Source organism: Domibacillus tundrae (genome assembly GCF_000970675.1).
In the GTDB taxonomy this organism is placed as follows: Bacteria; Bacillota; Bacilli; order Bacillales; family Domibacillaceae; genus Domibacillus; species Domibacillus tundrae.
Genome location: NZ_LAJA01000007.1, coordinates 258,053 through 273,244 on the forward strand (window position 1 = coordinate 258,053; position 15,192 = coordinate 273,244).

A 15,192-nucleotide genomic window follows, 5' to 3' on the forward strand; every position below is an offset into this window, starting at 1 on the left:
CGGCTTCCAATAAGGAAGCTGGGGTATTTTAGAAGGTCATGTTATTCATATCCATTGGCATCGGCATGGAGACGTCAATTTGTTTTTCTGTTAAAGGATGGCGAAACGCAAGTGATCCGCAATGAAGCGCCTGCCGCGTAATTCGCTTCGTGCTGCCCCCGTACAAGTCATCACCGGCGAGTGGATGGCCGATGTAAGCGAGATGAACCCGGATTTGATGCGTCCGTCCCGTTTCCGGCTTCACCGATACGTGCGCAAACGCATCGTATTGCTGTATAACTTGATAACCAGTCCGCGCGTATTTACCGTCCGCGCGTACGATTCGTTCAATAATGCTATCGTCCCGGCGTCCAATAGGTGCTTCAACGACACCGTCTGTTTGTGTGAAAACGCCTTCCGCTAACGCTTCATATTGCCGAAAAACCATTTTTTGTTTTTGCATCTCAGACATTAAATGGTGAACGTAGCGATTTTTCGCCGCAAGAACGATGCCGGATGTGTCACGGTCCAGCCGGGTAACGATATGAGCAGTTGCTTGAATTCCTCGCTCCGCGTACAGTGAAAGCAGACCGGATGCAAGTGAGCCGGCCGGATGTTCACGCGACGGAATCGTATTCATGCCAGCCGGTTTGGCAACAGCGATGAGCGTGTCATCTTCATACAGCACCGGCAAATCCAGCTGCACGGCTTTTATGCCATCTGAGGGCACTTCCGGCGGAAACACAATACGGATAGCATCACCAGCAGACAGCACGTGCCGCACATTCACTTCACGACCGTTCACTTCTATAAGCCCGCCGTTAAATTTAATGTCGGTTAACGCACGCTTTGAAATCGCTTTTTCCTGTAAAAATGTCCGCAGCAGGACACCGTCTTGACCTGCCATCCAGCGCAATTGGAATGGCTTTCCCTTAGCTGCTGACAAAGGAATCATGTACCCTTTTCCAAAATGGGAACGGCCGAAAGCGGGCAAAGCGAATTTTTTCGGAAGCAACCCGGTATTGAATCGATTTGACGTCTTTATGTAAAATCGTTAAATGGTCGATCGTTACTAAAAAGTCTGGCCGGTTGACCGGCTTCAGCATACACGTATGGTGGGCTGGCAAAATAAGCGGCGAACCGACTGTCCGGAACACGCGGTTGTTGATTGACGCCATTTCTGCCAGCTGGAGCGCGCGGATCGACGGATGCAAAATCGCCCCGCCAAGCGCTTTATTATAGGCGGTACTGCCGGATGGTGTCGAAACACAAAGACCATCCCCACGGAAGCGCTCAAAATGCTCGCCGCGAATTTCCACATCCATCACAAGTGTGCCTTCCACGCTTTTCACTGTTGATTCGTTCAGCGCTAAATAACGGGTCTCTTTGCCTCCGTCCTGATAACGGATAATCGCTTCGAGAAGCGGATATTCAATGATTTGGTACGGTGTCCGCGCGATCGCGATGACCAGTTTTTCAATTTCATCCGGTGTCCAGTCCGCGTAAAAGCCAAGATGCCCCGTATGCACCCCGACAAATGCTGTTTTATCAAGACGTCCGCTGTAGCGGTGAAATGCATACAAAAGCGTTCCGTCTCCGCCGACGGAAATAACGATATCCGGCTCGCTTTCATCGTATGTCAGCTTAAAATCCGTCAAATAGTTGCGAATTTTGTGCATCAATGCGTTAGACTTGGCGTCTCCTTTTGATGTAATCGCAAATTTCATTCAACCTCACTCCTGCCGATTAATGGTTACTTCAGACTGTTGACAACTGCTCTCTTTCGGCGTCACTTGCCGTGTGTGAATGCTCATGACCCACAAAAGGTCACTCCGTTTCCCAAACGGCGGCGTTCCCTGGGAGATAAGCGTTTTCAATCAGCCTGCTTTATAATTTTTTCTAAACTCTGGTTATTCTTTTTTCTTCGTGAAAAACAGCTGCGCTTCCTGAATTTCTTCGCGTATTAACGACATTTCTTCATCCAGCCGAAAAGCCGCTTCTGCTGCGCGCTGAAGCCGCGTCTGAATTTCTTTCGGAAAATCGCCATTATATTTATAATTCAACGAATGCTCAATCGTCGCCCAAAAGTTCATCGCCAGCGTCCGGATTTGAATTTCCGCAAGCAGCTTTTTTTCGCCGTGAATCGTTTGCACCGGATATTCGATTACAACGTGATACGACCGATAGCCACTTGGCTTTTTATAAGAAATGTAGTCTTTTTCTTCGATAATCTTAAAATCGTTCCGCTTTCGCAAAATCGTCACGACATTTTTAATATCATCGACAAACTGGCACATCATGCGCAGTCCGGCAATGTCCTGCATGTCCCGTTGAATGCGGTCCATTGGAATTTTTTTCGTTTCCATTTTATCCAGAATGCTCGGGACTGGCTTGACACGCCCTGTCACAAACTCGATTGGCGAGCGGTCATCCTCAATTGCAAACTGCTTGCGGATGCCCCTTAATTTCACTTTTAATTCCTCTACTGCCTGCTTGTAAGGCGCTAAAAACTCATCCCAGTTGTCCATCGCGTCCCCCATTAGCGCTGTTCGGCGAAAAAAACACGTTCGACTTTCTCCACCATTTCCTCGCCGTAGTTGCTGTTCCCTTCAATATTGACGATCAAGTCGTTCATTTCTTCATGAAATGACACAAGCGCAAATGTGCCGTCTGTCCCGACTGCTTCAATCGAATGTTCGTCATCAAGCGCTTTTTTCACATCTTCCCACGTGCTTTCATGCAAATATAAGTAGACATAGCCCGGCTCCGCTTCCGCCAAATAAACAAAAGCCGCCTCGTCTGAATCAGTAATCACCTGATTCACCGGGTGCAGGTGCGTAACCTCGACTTCTTCTTCTGATAATAGGCGAAGCGTGTTATCTACCCATTCTGTTTTCGTAAAATGCCATTTCGTTCTCATTAATTCACTTCTCCTTTACAACATCCGTTCATTTAAAACTTCGTAAACATTTTATCACATTTTGTTCTTTCAAACACGGATCGAACAGGATACAATGAGAGAAGATCAATATTGGGAAAAAGAGGCGGAAAAATGAACGAGGAAATTGAAATCGAATTTAAATGCGTCGTCACAAAAACACAATTTGATGAACTCGTGGCGGCTTTCGAGCCGGGACCGTTTCAGAATCAGCACAATCACTACTTTGATACGCCAGATTTTTTATTAAAAGACGCAGGTGCTGCTCTGCGTATTCGTGAAAAAAACAGCAAAGCAGAAATGACGTTAAAAGAGCCCGCGGATACTGGATTGCTCGAGTCAACCGTTTTGCTATCTAAGGATGAGGTTGAATCCGCATTAAACGGGACACTGCCGGACAATGATGTGATAAAACGGGCGTCAAAACGGGCAGGTGCTGCAAACTTTGTTCATTTCGGCACGCTTTCGACCACACGCGCGGAAATGACGTACGGAGACGGATTGCTCGTATTTGACCATAGTACGTATCTCGAACAAGAAGATTATGAAATTGAGTATGAAGCAAAAGACGTGTCTGGTGAAGCAGTCTTTCATCAGCTTTTAACGAAATATGGCATCGATTATATACCGGCTGAGAATAAAATTCGTCGTTTTTATCGTACACTTACACAACATGGAGGAAACTGACGTGGATACAAACTTTTTCAACACGATGATTAACACAACTGTTGCCAAAGCCGCCGGAACCGGAATAACTTCTTCTGTCTTTTCTCCAAATACAAATACAAACAGTGTGTTTGGCTCGATTTTACAGCAGGCGCTCATGCAGGGACTGGAAATTGTTCAGTCAGAAGCAGCCTCTGCTGCGCAGCCGGCGCTTTATACAAAAGCAGGTGCTGATCTTTTATCAGCGCCGAAAACGGATTACGATGATATTATCACTCGGGCTGCTGAGCAGTACAACGTCCCGAAAAAACTAATCCAGTCCGTCATTAAACAAGAATCAAACTTTAATCCAAACGCGGTCAGCTACGTCGGCGCCACCGGGCTTATGCAATTGATGCCGGGCACAGCCAGCTATCTTGGTGTAAACGATTCGACAGATCCGGAGCAAAATGTTTTTGGCGGGACAAAATATTTACGCCAAATGCTCGATATGTTTAATGAAGACATTTCACTCGCACTCGCCGCATATAATGCAGGACCCGGCAACGTAAAAAAATACGATGGCATCCCGCCATTTAGCGAAACACAAAATTATGTGAAAAAAGTAACCGGCTCCTACAATGCGTAGAGCCGGTTTTCCTTTATAAGTAAAAGAATGCTTGGTAGACGTGCCTTCAATCCTATCATTTGTTTTATGACGGAAGCCTTGTTAAAATGAAGATATATTACGAGGGAAAAGGAGTCATATTTATGGCCGAGCAATCCAATGTTCCATACGACATCATTGGCGGGAAACAGCTTTCAGAACTAGTTGACGTTTTTTACAGCCGCGTTTCGCAGCATCCGGATCTTGCGCCGATTTTTCCCGATGATTTAACCGAAACTGCCCGAAAGCAAAAGCAGTTTTTAACACAATTTTTAGGTGGACCTTCTCTATATACAGATGAACACGGGCACCCGATGCTCCGGGCACGCCATATGCCTTTTCCGATCACGCCAGTACGCGCAGCTGCCTGGCTTTCGTGTATGGAAGCAGCAATGGACGATGTGCATGTAACCGGTGAATTGCGTGCTTTCTTTTTTCAACGACTTAAACAAACGGCCTTTCATATGGTAAACCGGCCGGATGATGAGGGTGATGTTCTGTGAATTCAATGCAATTGCCTGATCGGATTTGTTCTGCCCGGCAAAAGCCGCTCGAATTATATGTATTTGTCGATCCGCTTTGCCCGGAATGCTGGGCACTTGATCCGCTCATTCGGAAACTGCAGGTTGAATACGGCCATTACTTTAAATTAAAGCAAGTGTTAACCGGCAAACTGACAGCATTAAATGTGGCAAGGCGCCCTCTCGCTGTTGAACGAAGCGGACTTGCCTGTGAGGAGTCCGTCTGGATAGAGGAGGCAGTCGAATCCCCTTTTCTCGCATCGATTGCGATTAAAGCGGCTGAGCTGCAAGGAAAGCGGGCCGGCAGTAAATTTTTGCGGAAGCTTCAGGAACAGCTTTTTTTAGATAAAGAAAATATAGCGGACTTGGCGGTATTAAGCCGCTGTGCTGAAGAAGCAGGTCTTGATAAAGGTGAGTTTTTAAACGATATTTATTCAGCCGGTGCCACAAAAGCGTTTCAATGCGATTTAACGATTACATGTGAAATGGATGTAGATGAAGCACCGACGATTGTTTTCTTTAATGAACGGATTGAAGATGAAGGCATTAAAATTGCCGGCCTGTATTCATATGACATTTACGTGCAGATTTTGCAGGAAATGCTGGAGGAAATACCGGAACCGCTTGATCCGCCTTCTCTTGAAGAATTTATGCAGTATTTTCGAATTGCCGCAACCAATGAAATAAGCGGTGTCTATGATTGGACAGATGCACAAACAGAGTGCGAAATGAAAAAATTGCTCTTGCAGCGAAAAGTCCGCAAAATCAATACGAAACACGGCACTTTTTGGGAATACGTAAAATGAAAAACGCCAGCGCGGATGCTGGCGTTTTTTACTGCCTTCATTTTGAGGAACGGTGGGTTTCGTGACCAATATTGTTTGGTTCATGGCTATTTGCTTCATTTCGTGGCCAATTCTTATATTTCGTGCCCAAATCCAATTTAGCTCATCTTTCTTTCTGCAACAGAAAAAGCCCCGCCGAAGCGGAGCTTTTCCCTACGAACAAAGGGGATGGGAGAAATTTTTCACGGTCAAACAAAGGGGTATATGTTTGTTTGTGATCAACTTCACGACATCATCGTACCATGTATGGCACATTTTTTGCAAGAGATGCCTCTCCTGTTCACAATTTTGTCAAAATAATGGATTTGACAGCGTTAACTAACAAATTAACCCAGAAGATTTTCCATTTCTTCTAACGATTCTTCAAATACAAGGCAAGCCGCTTCAATGGCCTCAGCTTCTGTCATATCAACGCCAGCCCGTTTCAATACCTCAATCGGATCTGACGCGCTGCCTGCTTTTAGAAATTCATTAATATAGCGCTCTGCCGCCGGCTCCCCATCTTTTAAAATTTGGGAAGACAATGCAATAGCGGCGCTTAACCCGGTTGCATATTGATACACATAATAATTGTAGTAAAAATGCGGAATGCGCGCCCATTCCAGTGCAATTTCTTCATCAATGACCATATCGTCGCCGAAATACTTTTTATTCAGTTCGTAATAGGCTGCGCTTAACCCATCCGCTGTCAGTGCTTCACCGTTTTGTGCTTTTTCATGCACTAAATGCTCAAATTCAGCGAACATCGTCTGGCGGAATACAGTGCCGCGGAATGTTTCAAGAAAATGATTCAGCAAGTAGATGCGTTTTTTCTCATCTTCGGTTGTTTTCAGCAAGTAGTCGTTTAAAATCGATTCATTGCATGTTGACGCCACTTCTGCAACAAAAATCGAATAATCCCCATAAATGTATGGCTGATTTCCACGTGTGTAGTAGCTGTGAATGCTATGGCCAAATTCATGCGCCAGCGTAAACAAATTGTTCACGTTATCCTGCCAGTTCATTAACACGTATGGATTCGTGCCATATGCGCCTGATGAATACGCCCCGCTTCGTTTTCCTTTATTTTCAACGACGTCTACCCAGCGGCTTTGGAGACCTTTTGTTAAAATATCATTGTACTCTTTCCCGAGCGGCTGCAAGCCTTTTTGAAGCAAGTCTTTCGCTTCGTCATACGTGACGTCAAATTTGCCTTCTGCCACCAATGGTGTGTACAAATCGTACATGTGCAGCTTGTCTAGGCCGAGCACTTTTTTGCGCAGCGCCACATATCGGTGCAGGAGCGGCAGGTTTTTATTAATTGTGCTGACTAAATTGTCGTATACCGCTTCCGGAATGTGGTTGCGCGATAGTGCAGCCTCACGTGCACTTCCGTAGTTACGGACTTTTGCCGAAAAATTATCTTTTTTAATTTGACCCGACAGCGTCGACGCAAATGTATTTTTAAATTTCTCGTATGTCGCATAAACGGCTTTAAAGGCTTCTTCACGCACACGGCGATCAGATGATTCCAAAAAACGCACATAGTTGCCATGTGTAATTTGCACGTTTTCCCCGTTTTCATCTTGAATAACCGGAAACTCAAGGTCGGCGTTATTCAGCATACCAAACGTTGTACTAGATGAACCGAGTACGTCCGATGCCTGTGCCAGCAAATTTTCTTCAGCAGCGGACAATATGTGCGGCCGCTGTTTGTTTAAATCATTGAGCACTTTTTTATACAGCCGAAGCGGCTCATAGGACGCAACAAAGCCATTCACTTTTTCTTCATCGATCAACAAAATTTCCGGATCCGCAAACGAAAGCGCACCAGCAATTTGTGTGTAGAGCATTTTTGCCCGGTCATTCATTCCTTGATAATGCGCATTTTGTGTATCTTCGTCGTAACGCATATGCGCGTAAGTGTACAGCTTGCCCATTCGTTCAAGCAATGCATCCTGCCAGGCGAAAAAAGAATGCATCTGTTCCGCGCTGTCACCGAGCGTTCCATTATATGACGCAGCTTCTCCGGCGAGCATCTGAATTACTTTAAACTCTTCTTCCCACAACTCATCCGTTTCAAAAATGTCTTCAAGACGCCATTTTAGCTCTTCTGCTACTTCAGAGCGAGCCGGAAGCTGTTTCACTTGATTGTCTGCCATTCAAAAAACCTCCCTTTCTGTATAACCATTCTCCTTCCTTATTATATATTCCTTTCTTTTTCACCTCAAAAAATTAGCTTACTGATAACAGTTGCACTGAACGTATTCATAAATGCTTTTTCATTTTGCAGCTTTGCCCCCATTGACGTGCTGTCCGTTAAATTCTCTTCCCCCAACAAATAAAGCAGTGCTGTATATTCTTTCGCCGCCGTCTCTGCTGTCATTCCATCTGCGAGCGGCAATAGCTGCTCTTTTAAGTGACCAAGTTCAATCCGTTGCCGTACTGTTTCTTCTGCCGGCCGCTTCTTCCAATCCATCAAAATATAAAACTGCCATTCAGCCGGGTGATTACGGATTGCCCTGCCACTCCGAACCGGCAATCCGATTTGTTCCGGAAGCAAATATGGATTACGCCCTTCTGCGTACACTGCTTTAAAAAATGGGTGACGGCGGGCATTTTGAAAGTAAAGCGCCCGGTCCATCCATTTCCGCTTTTCATCAAAAAACGCTTTTAAGGAAAAAGCATGCTTTCCTTTAACCTCGGCAGACGGCGGAAAAGACATGTCTTTCATTTTAATAAAACGCCGTTCTGCTGCACAAAGCGACGGCGTTACCGGAATAATCCGTCCGTAAACCGTAAAACCTTTCCTATCAGGACAGTAAGAAATGAAGTAAAAGCCAAGCTGTGGATGATAGCGCAAAAAAAGCCGCTGAAAAGGTGTCAACTTAATATAACTCCCTTTTCTCTCTACCGGCTTGCCGCCATAAATCCAAAACGGAGTCATGCCGCGCGTCGTGTATTTATCTGTCCGTTCTTTAAACAGCGCAGCAGAAATCGTTGAACATTGAAATTCGACAGCGATTTTCCCGGATAAAATATCGGGACGCTGCGAGCCATCAGGAAGGCGCGCTTCCATTTTGGCATCCGCTGTTGTCGTGATCCATTGAAATAAGTCTGCTTTTCCGGCAAGATGCCGGGGAGATTCATGTTCCGAGAAAGAGTCACAAGAAGATTGAGACGTGTGGGCAAAATGGGGAATATTGACGTCACCTGCTTTGACAATCAAGGAGCCCCCGCATTGCGGGCAAAAATGGGGAATTTCTTTTAGATGAATCGCTAATGACTTCGCTTCTGGTCCAGCCAGCACAACGGATCGTCCGTGTGCATCAACTGCCGACAGCATACACATCCTCTCCTTTCTTAGTGTACGATTCGACAATACTCCGCAAGTTCCTTCTTTTTTTCATAAAAAAACACCCTCTTGATAACTCATCAAGAGGATGCGGATTATGAAAAGTATTGACGAACCGTCTGGAACACATTTTCCGGCATAACGCATTTGCCGTATTCCTGAAGTGTATGGATCGTCATGCGGGATTCGTGTGTATATTCAAGCAGCATGCTGAGCGCATCGTCGATCTCTTCTTCCTGAAAGCTCTCTTCGTTAAACTCAACAAATAAGTAATAGCGATTTTCGTGCGCATACAAGGAAGTGGTTAAGTGATCGAGACCGCCGCGGCTGCTAAGCGCAATCACGTCTTCAAAATCACGGAAAGCAAGAACGAAATCAAGTGGTGAATCGTCTTCTTCCGAACGATCAAAATGCTCTTCCAACAAGTCTTCAATCTGGCCGCTTACATCCATTTTATCGCTTGTGAAAGGCAGCTCCAGGCGCTGTCCATCTTTCGTCAAATTCGCCTGTGTCACTAAAATTTCGAGCCCTTTATCAAGTGCATGCACTTGAATCCAAAGCGGTCCATCCACTGTGAAATCTTCTTCGTCGTGGACTTCCTCCATCATATCCCAGAACAGTTCTTCGCTGCGTTCCCGGTTATACCAGATTTCTTCGCGGTCAAAGCCCCGTTCTTCTATATCAATGTATGATATGAAAAACTTCACCGTATTATCATTAATGCGTTCAATCTCCATTGTGCGGTCTCTCCCTTCCATTTAGAGGGTTCACAGGGTTGCGGAAACAAATGCCCCATCCCTTTGTTCTATTGTATGATAAACAAGATGTAAATGAAAATAGAAAGACTCCGTTGTCTGCACATTCTAACTGAATTTTTTGCATTCTTCAAGTCAAAATAAACAAAAAATAAAAAAAATCCCTGCATATCGAGCAGGAATCTTTCTTTGTTAATTAATTAACCATACGCTGAGCTTCAAGCAGCTGGAATGTGCGGACTTTCCGCGGTAAGAAGCGACGAATCTCATCTTCATTATATCCAACTTGCAGACGCTTTTCATCCATAATAATTGGACGGCGAAGCAAGCCTGGGTTTTGGCGAATCAGTTCAAACAAATCTTGAAGCGGAAGCGTTTCAAGATCAACATTCAATTTTTGGAAAATTTTCGAACGTGTTGAAATGATTTCATCCGTTCCATCCTCCGTCATACGCAAAATCTCTTTAATTTCATCAATGCTTAATGGTTCTGAGAAAATATTGCGTTCCACGTAAGGAATTTCGTGCTCTTCTAACCATGCTTTCGCTTTTCGGCAAGATGTGCAGCTTGGTGATGTGTATAGTGTAACCATTCCTCATTCACACTCCTTAAATAAAATGTATAATACCTGTCAATTTGAGGAATTGAACGTTCATGGAGATTTCAAGTGTAAGTGAAACTCCTCAACAACCGGCTACGTATGTATTATACCACGAAATGACAACCAATTGAATATCATTTTCATTTATAAATACGAAATATATTTGCTTACAAATACATTGTACCCGGAGTATGTGTCAACTAAACGTCAAAGCTTCATTTTTTCAAACTTTTTCAAATGGTTCAAGAATGTCTTCATTTCTCTCTTCCTTAAAAGAAAGCGCTTCGTCTACTGGCGCAAATGATGCCCCGTAAATTTCTTTGTCCTTATACTTATGAATATCACGGTACGTCTGCACCATTGCTTCATAAATAGCTTCTTCATCCGCCGCGTTCGGACTCCAGTAAAGAATTTCCATAACCGTCTCCTGGCCGGTTGCCAGCGAACGGCGGCGATAGCCAATTTTCGATGCATGCTGAAATTCTTCACGTGCGTAAAAACGAAGGCGTTTTTCCGTATCGGTTTCATCATATTGTACCGGTTCGACCTCGAGGATGACCGGTTTGTTTTTCGACTTTAGCTTATCCACTAATTTTCTGCCAAGACCTTGCCCGCGTGCATCCTTAGACACAAAAAGATAGTCGACGAAAACAAACCCGTTAAACTCCACGTAAATGAGTACGTGATTCGGTCCCTCATCTTTATGATATACGTCGCCTCGTTCGCTCAGCAACACGTCCATCTGTTCTTTTGATTTCATTTCTTCAATCGGAAAGTATTGATTCAATTTTTCATACCAGCTCATGCATTTCTCCTTCGTGTTCCTGTATTTTGTCCTTCTCAATATAGTATAAACATATTTCCACGCTTTAAACAAACCACTATGAGAAAAACGGCCGTTTAACGGGCCGTTTCATATGTTTCCTGGTACTTTTTCATTTCTTTTTCCGAACAGTAAACGTAATGTCCTGGTGCTACCTCGCGCATTTCCACTACATCGTCTGCACTGTACCCGTGCACATCTGGAGAGTAAACTTTACGTGTGCGGCTGCGTTCATAATCCGGGTCTGGCAGCGGAATCGCCGACAGAAGCGACTTCGTATACGGATGAAGCGGATTTTTGTACAACACGTCACTCGGTGCAAGTTCAACAAGCTTGCCAAAATACATAACACCAATCCGATCGGAAATGTATTTAACCATCGATAAATCATGAGCGATAAACAAATACGTTAAGCCTTTTTCTTTTTGCAGCTTTTTCATCAGGTTAACGACCTGTGCCTGAATCGACACATCCAATGCCGAAATCGGCTCATCGGCGATGATAAAGTCTGGCTCCACCGCTAGTGCACGGGCGATGCCAAGACGCTGACGCTGTCCACCGGAGAATTCATGCGGATACCGGCTTGCGTGTTCCTGGTTTAAACCAACTGTCTCAAGCAGTTCGTATACTTTTTTCATCCGCTCTTCTTTGGACTTGGCTAATCCGTGTATATCAATGCCTTCTGCGATAATATCCGCGACTTTCATGCGTGGATTTAGCGAAGCGTAAGGATCCTGGAAAATCATTTGCATTTTGCGGTTAAACTGCATTAATTCTTTTCGCGACTTTTTCCCGTGCACATTTTCTCCGTTAAACAGCACCTGGCCGTCAGTTGCGTCGTACAACCGGATCATTGTCCGCCCGGTGGTAGATTTCCCGCAGCCGGATTCCCCGACAAGACCAAGCGTTTCCCCTTTGTAAATATCAAAGGAAACATCGTCAACTGCTTTGACCATATTTGGCTTTCCTTCATTAAAATATTGCTTTAACCCTTTAATTTCGAGAAGTTTATCCATTGTCTACTCCCTCCCCGGCCAGTACTGGCTTTTCATAATTCCCCGGCATCGAGCGGCGCTGCAGCTTTACAATTTCAGGTGGTTCTACATGCGGTGCCTGTTCATGCAGCAGCCACGATTTTACAAAATGCGTGTCCGATACCTTGTATAGGGGCGGCTCCTGTTCAAAATCAATGGCCATTGCATATTCGCTTCTGAGGGCAAACGCGTCGCCTTTTGGCGGATTAATCAAGTCTGGCGGTGTTCCGGGAATTGCGCGAAGCTCTGCCTCGTGGTCGGTGTCTGGACTCGGCATGGAGGAAAGCAGTCCCCATGTATATGGATGTCTTGGGTCATAGAAGATTTCATCTACTGTGCCTGTTTCAACAATTTGCCCGCCATACATAACGGCTACACGATCGGCCACATTTGCGACCACCCCAAGGTCATGGGTAATAAAAATAATCGCTGTATCGATCTTTTTTTGCAATTCCTTCATTAATTCTAAAATCTGCGCTTGAATCGTGACATCAAGAGCCGTTGTCGGTTCATCCGCGATCAACACTTTCGGGTTGCAAGCAAGCGCGATCGCAATCACGATCCGCTGGCGCTGGCCGCCGGAAAACTGGTGCGGGAACTGCTTCATGCGCATCTCCGGGTTTTGCAGGCCGACCAGCACTAACAGTTCAGCTGCCCGCTTGTGGGCTTCCTGCTTGCTCAGCTTTTGGTGCTTCATAAGCGGCTCCATAATTTGCTTGCCAATTTTCATCGTTGGATTCAAGGATGTCATCGGATCTTGAAAAATCATCGACATTTCTTTCCCGCGAATTTTTTCCATTTCCCTTTCAGACAGATGGGCAAGATCCCGGCCGTCAAACAAAATCTGCCCTTGCTTAATACGGCCAGGCGGGTTTGGAATCAGCCTCATAAGCGCTTTTGTTGTGACCGATTTGCCCGAGCCGGATTCCCCGACAATCGCAAGCGTTTCTCCTTTTTCTAAATGAAAATCGACTCCTCTTACCGCCTGCACTTCACCGGCGTGCAAATCAAACGATACGTGCAAGTCTTTTACATCTAATACCTTTTCCATTCAAACGTCCTCCTTTCTTGTTACTTTTTCATTTGTGGATCTAACGCGTCACGAAGGCCATCCGCCAGCAGGTTAAAGCTTAAAATCAGCAAGCTGATAATAATGGATGGGATAAGCAGCATATGCGGATACAGCTGCATCGACTTAAATCCGTCGTTTACAAGTGAGCCAAGTGAAGCTTCCGGCGGCGCAATACCAAGGCCGATAAAGCTTAAGAACGCTTCGGTAAAAATCGCACTCGGGATCGTAAACATCGTTGTGACAATAATCGGGCCCATGACGTTCGGCATTAAATGCTTCCAAATCAGCCGGCTTCCTGATGCACCAAGTGTTCTTGAAGCGAGGACGAACTCTTGATTTTTCAGCTTCAGAAACTGGCCGCGGACAATGCGGGCCATGCTTACCCAGCCGGTGATCACCATCGCCATCGTAATGGAGAAGATGCCGGGTTCAAACACAAGAATAAATAAAATCACGACAATCAAATGAGGAATACCCATGAGGATCTCAATAATCCGCTGCATGACGTTATCCACGCGGCCGCCGTAAAATCCGGAAATACCGCCGTACGCAATTCCGATTATAAAATCAATCGCTGCGGCAAGAACCCCAATATAAATGGAAATACGCGTTCCATACCAGGCACGTGTCCATAAATCCCGTCCAAGGTCATCGGTCCCAAACCAGTAGTATTGCTCTACCCCTTTTGATTCGTACAGATCGAAGCCGTCTTTATCACGGCCGTCAAACGGCAGCCAGTGAATGTTTTCAAGAGCGGCAATCTTTGGCGGAAGTTTTGCATGGGCAATGTTTTGTTCTTTGTACGTATAGTCACTCATGGACGGCCCAAAAATCGCCATGAACAGAATGATCAAGATCAGGATCAACCCGACAATCGCGCCTTTGTTGCTTCTGAGACGAATCCAGGCATCATGCCAAAAATTCAAGCTCGGACGGCCCATTTGCTCTGCTTCATGTGTACGCGATCCTTGAATATCAAATAATTTCGGATCAAGCTTTTGGCTCATTTCCGGTCACCTCCACTTACACGAATACGCGGATCAATAATGCCGTATAAAATATCGACAATAAATACAACAGCAATAAACAACACACTGTAAAACAAAGTAATTCCCATAATGACCGTATAATCATTTGTGTTAATGGAACGGACAAACTGCTCTCCGATTCCTGGAATCGCAAAAATCCGTTCGATAACAAGCGAGCCTGTCATAATGTTGACAGCGAGCGGGCCGAGCAGCGTAATGATCGGAATGAGTGCATTCCGCAGCGCATGCTTGACCATAATAACCGGTGCACTGACACCTTTTGCCCGCGCAAGCATAATGTAGTCTGAGTTTAATACTTCAAGAAGCTCCGAGCGCATGTACCTTGCGACAGTCGCAATAACAAAAACGGACAAGGACAGCGTCGGCAGGATTGTGTATTCAAACCCTTCCCATGAAGCAACCGGGAACCACTGCCACTCAACGCCGAAGTAATATTGAAGAAGACCGGCAAAAACAAAGGACGGAACGGAAATACCGAGTACCGCTATCGTTGTCGCCGTGTAGTCCCAAATGGTGTTGTGCTTTAATGCAGCAATCAAACCTAAAATAATGCCAACAATTGTCCCGAAGACAATCGCTTGAAAACCAAGCTCCGCTGACGGTCCGATTCGTTCCGCAATCATTTGCGCAACCGGTCGGTTGTCATATTGAAACGACAGGCCCAGGTCCCCTTTCAGCAAATTCGTCATATAGTTTACATATTGAATAGGAAGAGGATCATTCAGTCCATATTTGTCCAAGATAAGTTCCTGCTGTTCCGGAGATAAACGTTCTTGATTCGTAAGTGGCGAGCCAGGGAGGAGTTTCATTAAGAAGAAGGTAATGGTTGCGATAATGAACAATGTCAGCACCATATAAAATAGTCTTTTTAATGTGTATTTCACCATGACTTGTCCCTCCTTTGCGTCATTTTTTTAACAGGGAAAAGG

At 45.2% G+C, this 15,192-nt stretch carries 17 protein-coding genes; 4 read left to right on the forward strand and 13 right to left on the reverse strand.

Annotated elements, in window-relative coordinates:
- Positions 1-28: 28 nt before the first annotated feature.
- From VQ00_RS09345 to VQ00_RS09360, 4 genes are all read right to left on the reverse strand, one after another.
- Positions 29-934 (reverse strand): RluA family pseudouridine synthase, encoded by a 906-nt coding sequence (locus VQ00_RS09345; RefSeq protein WP_046179867.1) that lies wholly within the window; start codon positions 932-934, stop codon positions 29-31.
- Complete coding sequence (locus tag VQ00_RS09350; RefSeq protein WP_046179868.1) at positions 912-1,706, reverse strand: NAD kinase; 795 nt, start codon at positions 1,704-1,706, stop codon at positions 912-914. The genes VQ00_RS09345 and VQ00_RS09350 overlap by 23 nt, the downstream gene beginning before the upstream one ends.
- Positions 1,707-1,889: 183 nt before the next feature.
- Positions 1,890-2,507 carry a GTP diphosphokinase gene (gene yjbM / locus VQ00_RS09355; protein ID WP_046179950.1) on the reverse strand — a complete coding sequence of 206 codons (618 nt, stop codon included), beginning with the start codon at positions 2,505-2,507 and terminating at the stop codon, positions 1,890-1,892.
- An 11-nt stretch (positions 2,508-2,518) separates the two neighbouring features.
- Positions 2,519-2,899: a UPF0738 family protein gene (locus tag VQ00_RS09360; RefSeq protein WP_046179869.1), complete on the reverse strand. Its 381-nt coding sequence runs from the start codon at positions 2,897-2,899 to the stop codon at positions 2,519-2,521.
- Between the two features lie 132 nt (positions 2,900-3,031).
- On the opposite strand from VQ00_RS09360, the gene VQ00_RS09365 reads away from it, so the two are divergent.
- The 4 genes from VQ00_RS09365 to VQ00_RS09380 all read left to right on the forward strand — a co-directional run bounded on the left by VQ00_RS09365 (position 3,032) and on the right by VQ00_RS09380 (position 5,556).
- Positions 3,032-3,604 (forward strand): CYTH domain-containing protein, encoded by a 573-nt coding sequence (locus tag VQ00_RS09365; RefSeq protein ID WP_046179870.1) that lies wholly within the window; start codon positions 3,032-3,034, stop codon positions 3,602-3,604.
- 1 nt (position 3,605) lies between these two features.
- Positions 3,606-4,211, forward strand: coding sequence for a lytic transglycosylase domain-containing protein (locus VQ00_RS09370; RefSeq protein WP_046179871.1), 606 nt, complete (start codon positions 3,606-3,608; stop codon positions 4,209-4,211).
- 122 nt (positions 4,212-4,333) lie between these two features.
- The gene (locus VQ00_RS09375) at positions 4,334-4,732 is read left to right on the forward strand and encodes a globin domain-containing protein (protein ID WP_046179872.1); all 399 of its coding nucleotides are present in this window, start codon (positions 4,334-4,336) and stop codon (positions 4,730-4,732) included.
- A gap of 5 nt (positions 4,733-4,737) precedes the next feature.
- A complete protein-coding gene (locus VQ00_RS09380; RefSeq protein ID WP_046179951.1) occupies positions 4,738-5,556 on the forward strand; it encodes a ClpXP adapter SpxH family protein in 819 nt (272 codons plus the stop codon).
- Positions 5,557-5,921: 365 nt separating this feature from the next.
- On the opposite strand, the gene pepF is transcribed toward VQ00_RS09380, so the two are convergent.
- The 9 genes from pepF to opp3b all read right to left on the reverse strand — a co-directional run bounded on the left by pepF (position 5,922) and on the right by opp3b (position 15,150).
- On the reverse strand, positions 5,922-7,736 hold the full coding sequence (pepF, locus tag VQ00_RS09385; protein WP_046179873.1) for an oligoendopeptidase F: 1,815 nt from the start codon (positions 7,734-7,736) through the stop codon (positions 5,922-5,924).
- Positions 7,737-7,801: 65 nt separating this feature from the next.
- Entirely contained in the window at positions 7,802-8,920 is a 1,119-nt protein-coding gene (locus VQ00_RS17730; RefSeq protein WP_052728449.1) for a competence protein CoiA, read from the reverse strand.
- Positions 8,921-9,024: 104 nt separating this feature from the next.
- Positions 9,025-9,666 carry an adaptor protein MecA gene (gene mecA, locus VQ00_RS09395; protein WP_046179874.1) on the reverse strand — a complete coding sequence of 214 codons (642 nt, stop codon included), beginning with the start codon at positions 9,664-9,666 and terminating at the stop codon, positions 9,025-9,027.
- 214 nt (positions 9,667-9,880) lie between these two features.
- Positions 9,881-10,276: a transcriptional regulator SpxA gene (gene spxA, locus VQ00_RS09400; protein WP_045850634.1), complete on the reverse strand. Its 396-nt coding sequence runs from the start codon at positions 10,274-10,276 to the stop codon at positions 9,881-9,883.
- A 232-nt stretch (positions 10,277-10,508) separates the two neighbouring features.
- Positions 10,509-11,090, reverse strand: a complete 582-nt coding sequence (locus tag VQ00_RS09405) for a GNAT family N-acetyltransferase (protein ID WP_046179875.1) — start codon at positions 11,088-11,090, stop codon at positions 10,509-10,511.
- Between the two features lie 95 nt (positions 11,091-11,185).
- Entirely contained in the window at positions 11,186-12,124 is a 939-nt protein-coding gene (locus tag VQ00_RS09410; RefSeq protein ID WP_046179876.1) for an ABC transporter ATP-binding protein, read from the reverse strand.
- On the reverse strand, positions 12,117-13,193 hold the full coding sequence (locus VQ00_RS09415; protein WP_046179877.1) for an ABC transporter ATP-binding protein: 1,077 nt from the start codon (positions 13,191-13,193) through the stop codon (positions 12,117-12,119). Before VQ00_RS09415 ends, VQ00_RS09410 begins: the two co-directional genes overlap by 8 nt.
- 20 nt (positions 13,194-13,213) lie before the next feature.
- Entirely contained in the window at positions 13,214-14,221 is a 1,008-nt protein-coding gene (opp3C, locus tag VQ00_RS09420; RefSeq protein WP_046179878.1) for an oligopeptide ABC transporter permease, read from the reverse strand.
- Positions 14,218-15,150 carry an oligopeptide ABC transporter permease gene (gene opp3b / locus VQ00_RS09425; protein WP_046179879.1) on the reverse strand — a complete coding sequence of 311 codons (933 nt, stop codon included), beginning with the start codon at positions 15,148-15,150 and terminating at the stop codon, positions 14,218-14,220. The genes opp3C and opp3b overlap by 4 nt, the downstream gene beginning before the upstream one ends.
- Positions 15,151-15,192: the final 42 nt, after the last annotated feature.

Bases quoted from the DNA above. Each gene is read 5' to 3' on its own strand.
- yjbM (WP_046179950.1), bottom strand. From the start codon at position 2,507: ATGGACAACTGGGATGAGTTTTTAGCGCCTTACAAGCAGGCAGTAGAG.
- VQ00_RS09365 (WP_046179870.1), top strand. From the start codon at position 3,032: ATGAACGAGGAAATTGAAATCGAATTTAAATGCGTCGTCACAAAAACA.
- VQ00_RS09345 (WP_046179867.1), bottom strand. From the start codon at position 934: ATGATTCCTTTGTCAGCAGCTAAGGGAAAGCCATTCCAATTGCGCTGG.
- spxA (WP_045850634.1), bottom strand. From the start codon at position 10,276: ATGGTTACACTATACACATCACCAAGCTGCACATCTTGCCGAAAAGCG.
- VQ00_RS09405 (WP_046179875.1), bottom strand. From the start codon at position 11,090: ATGAGCTGGTATGAAAAATTGAATCAATACTTTCCGATTGAAGAAATG.
- opp3C (WP_046179878.1), bottom strand. From the start codon at position 14,221: ATGAGCCAAAAGCTTGATCCGAAATTATTTGATATTCAAGGATCGCGT.
- VQ00_RS09415 (WP_046179877.1), bottom strand. From the start codon at position 13,193: ATGGAAAAGGTATTAGATGTAAAAGACTTGCACGTATCGTTTGATTTG.
- VQ00_RS09380 (WP_046179951.1), top strand. From the start codon at position 4,738: ATGCAATTGCCTGATCGGATTTGTTCTGCCCGGCAAAAGCCGCTCGAA.
- opp3b (WP_046179879.1), bottom strand. From the start codon at position 15,150: ATGGTGAAATACACATTAAAAAGACTATTTTATATGGTGCTGACATTG.
- VQ00_RS09360 (WP_046179869.1), bottom strand. From the start codon at position 2,899: ATGAGAACGAAATGGCATTTTACGAAAACAGAATGGGTAGATAACACG.
- mecA (WP_046179874.1), bottom strand. From the start codon at position 9,666: ATGGAGATTGAACGCATTAATGATAATACGGTGAAGTTTTTCATATCA.
- VQ00_RS09375 (WP_046179872.1), top strand. From the start codon at position 4,334: ATGGCCGAGCAATCCAATGTTCCATACGACATCATTGGCGGGAAACAG.
- VQ00_RS09350 (WP_046179868.1), bottom strand. From the start codon at position 1,706: ATGAAATTTGCGATTACATCAAAAGGAGACGCCAAGTCTAACGCATTG.
- VQ00_RS17730 (WP_052728449.1), bottom strand. From the start codon at position 8,920: ATGCTGTCGGCAGTTGATGCACACGGACGATCCGTTGTGCTGGCTGGA.
- pepF (WP_046179873.1), bottom strand. From the start codon at position 7,736: ATGGCAGACAATCAAGTGAAACAGCTTCCGGCTCGCTCTGAAGTAGCA.
- VQ00_RS09410 (WP_046179876.1), bottom strand. From the start codon at position 12,124: ATGGATAAACTTCTCGAAATTAAAGGGTTAAAGCAATATTTTAATGAA.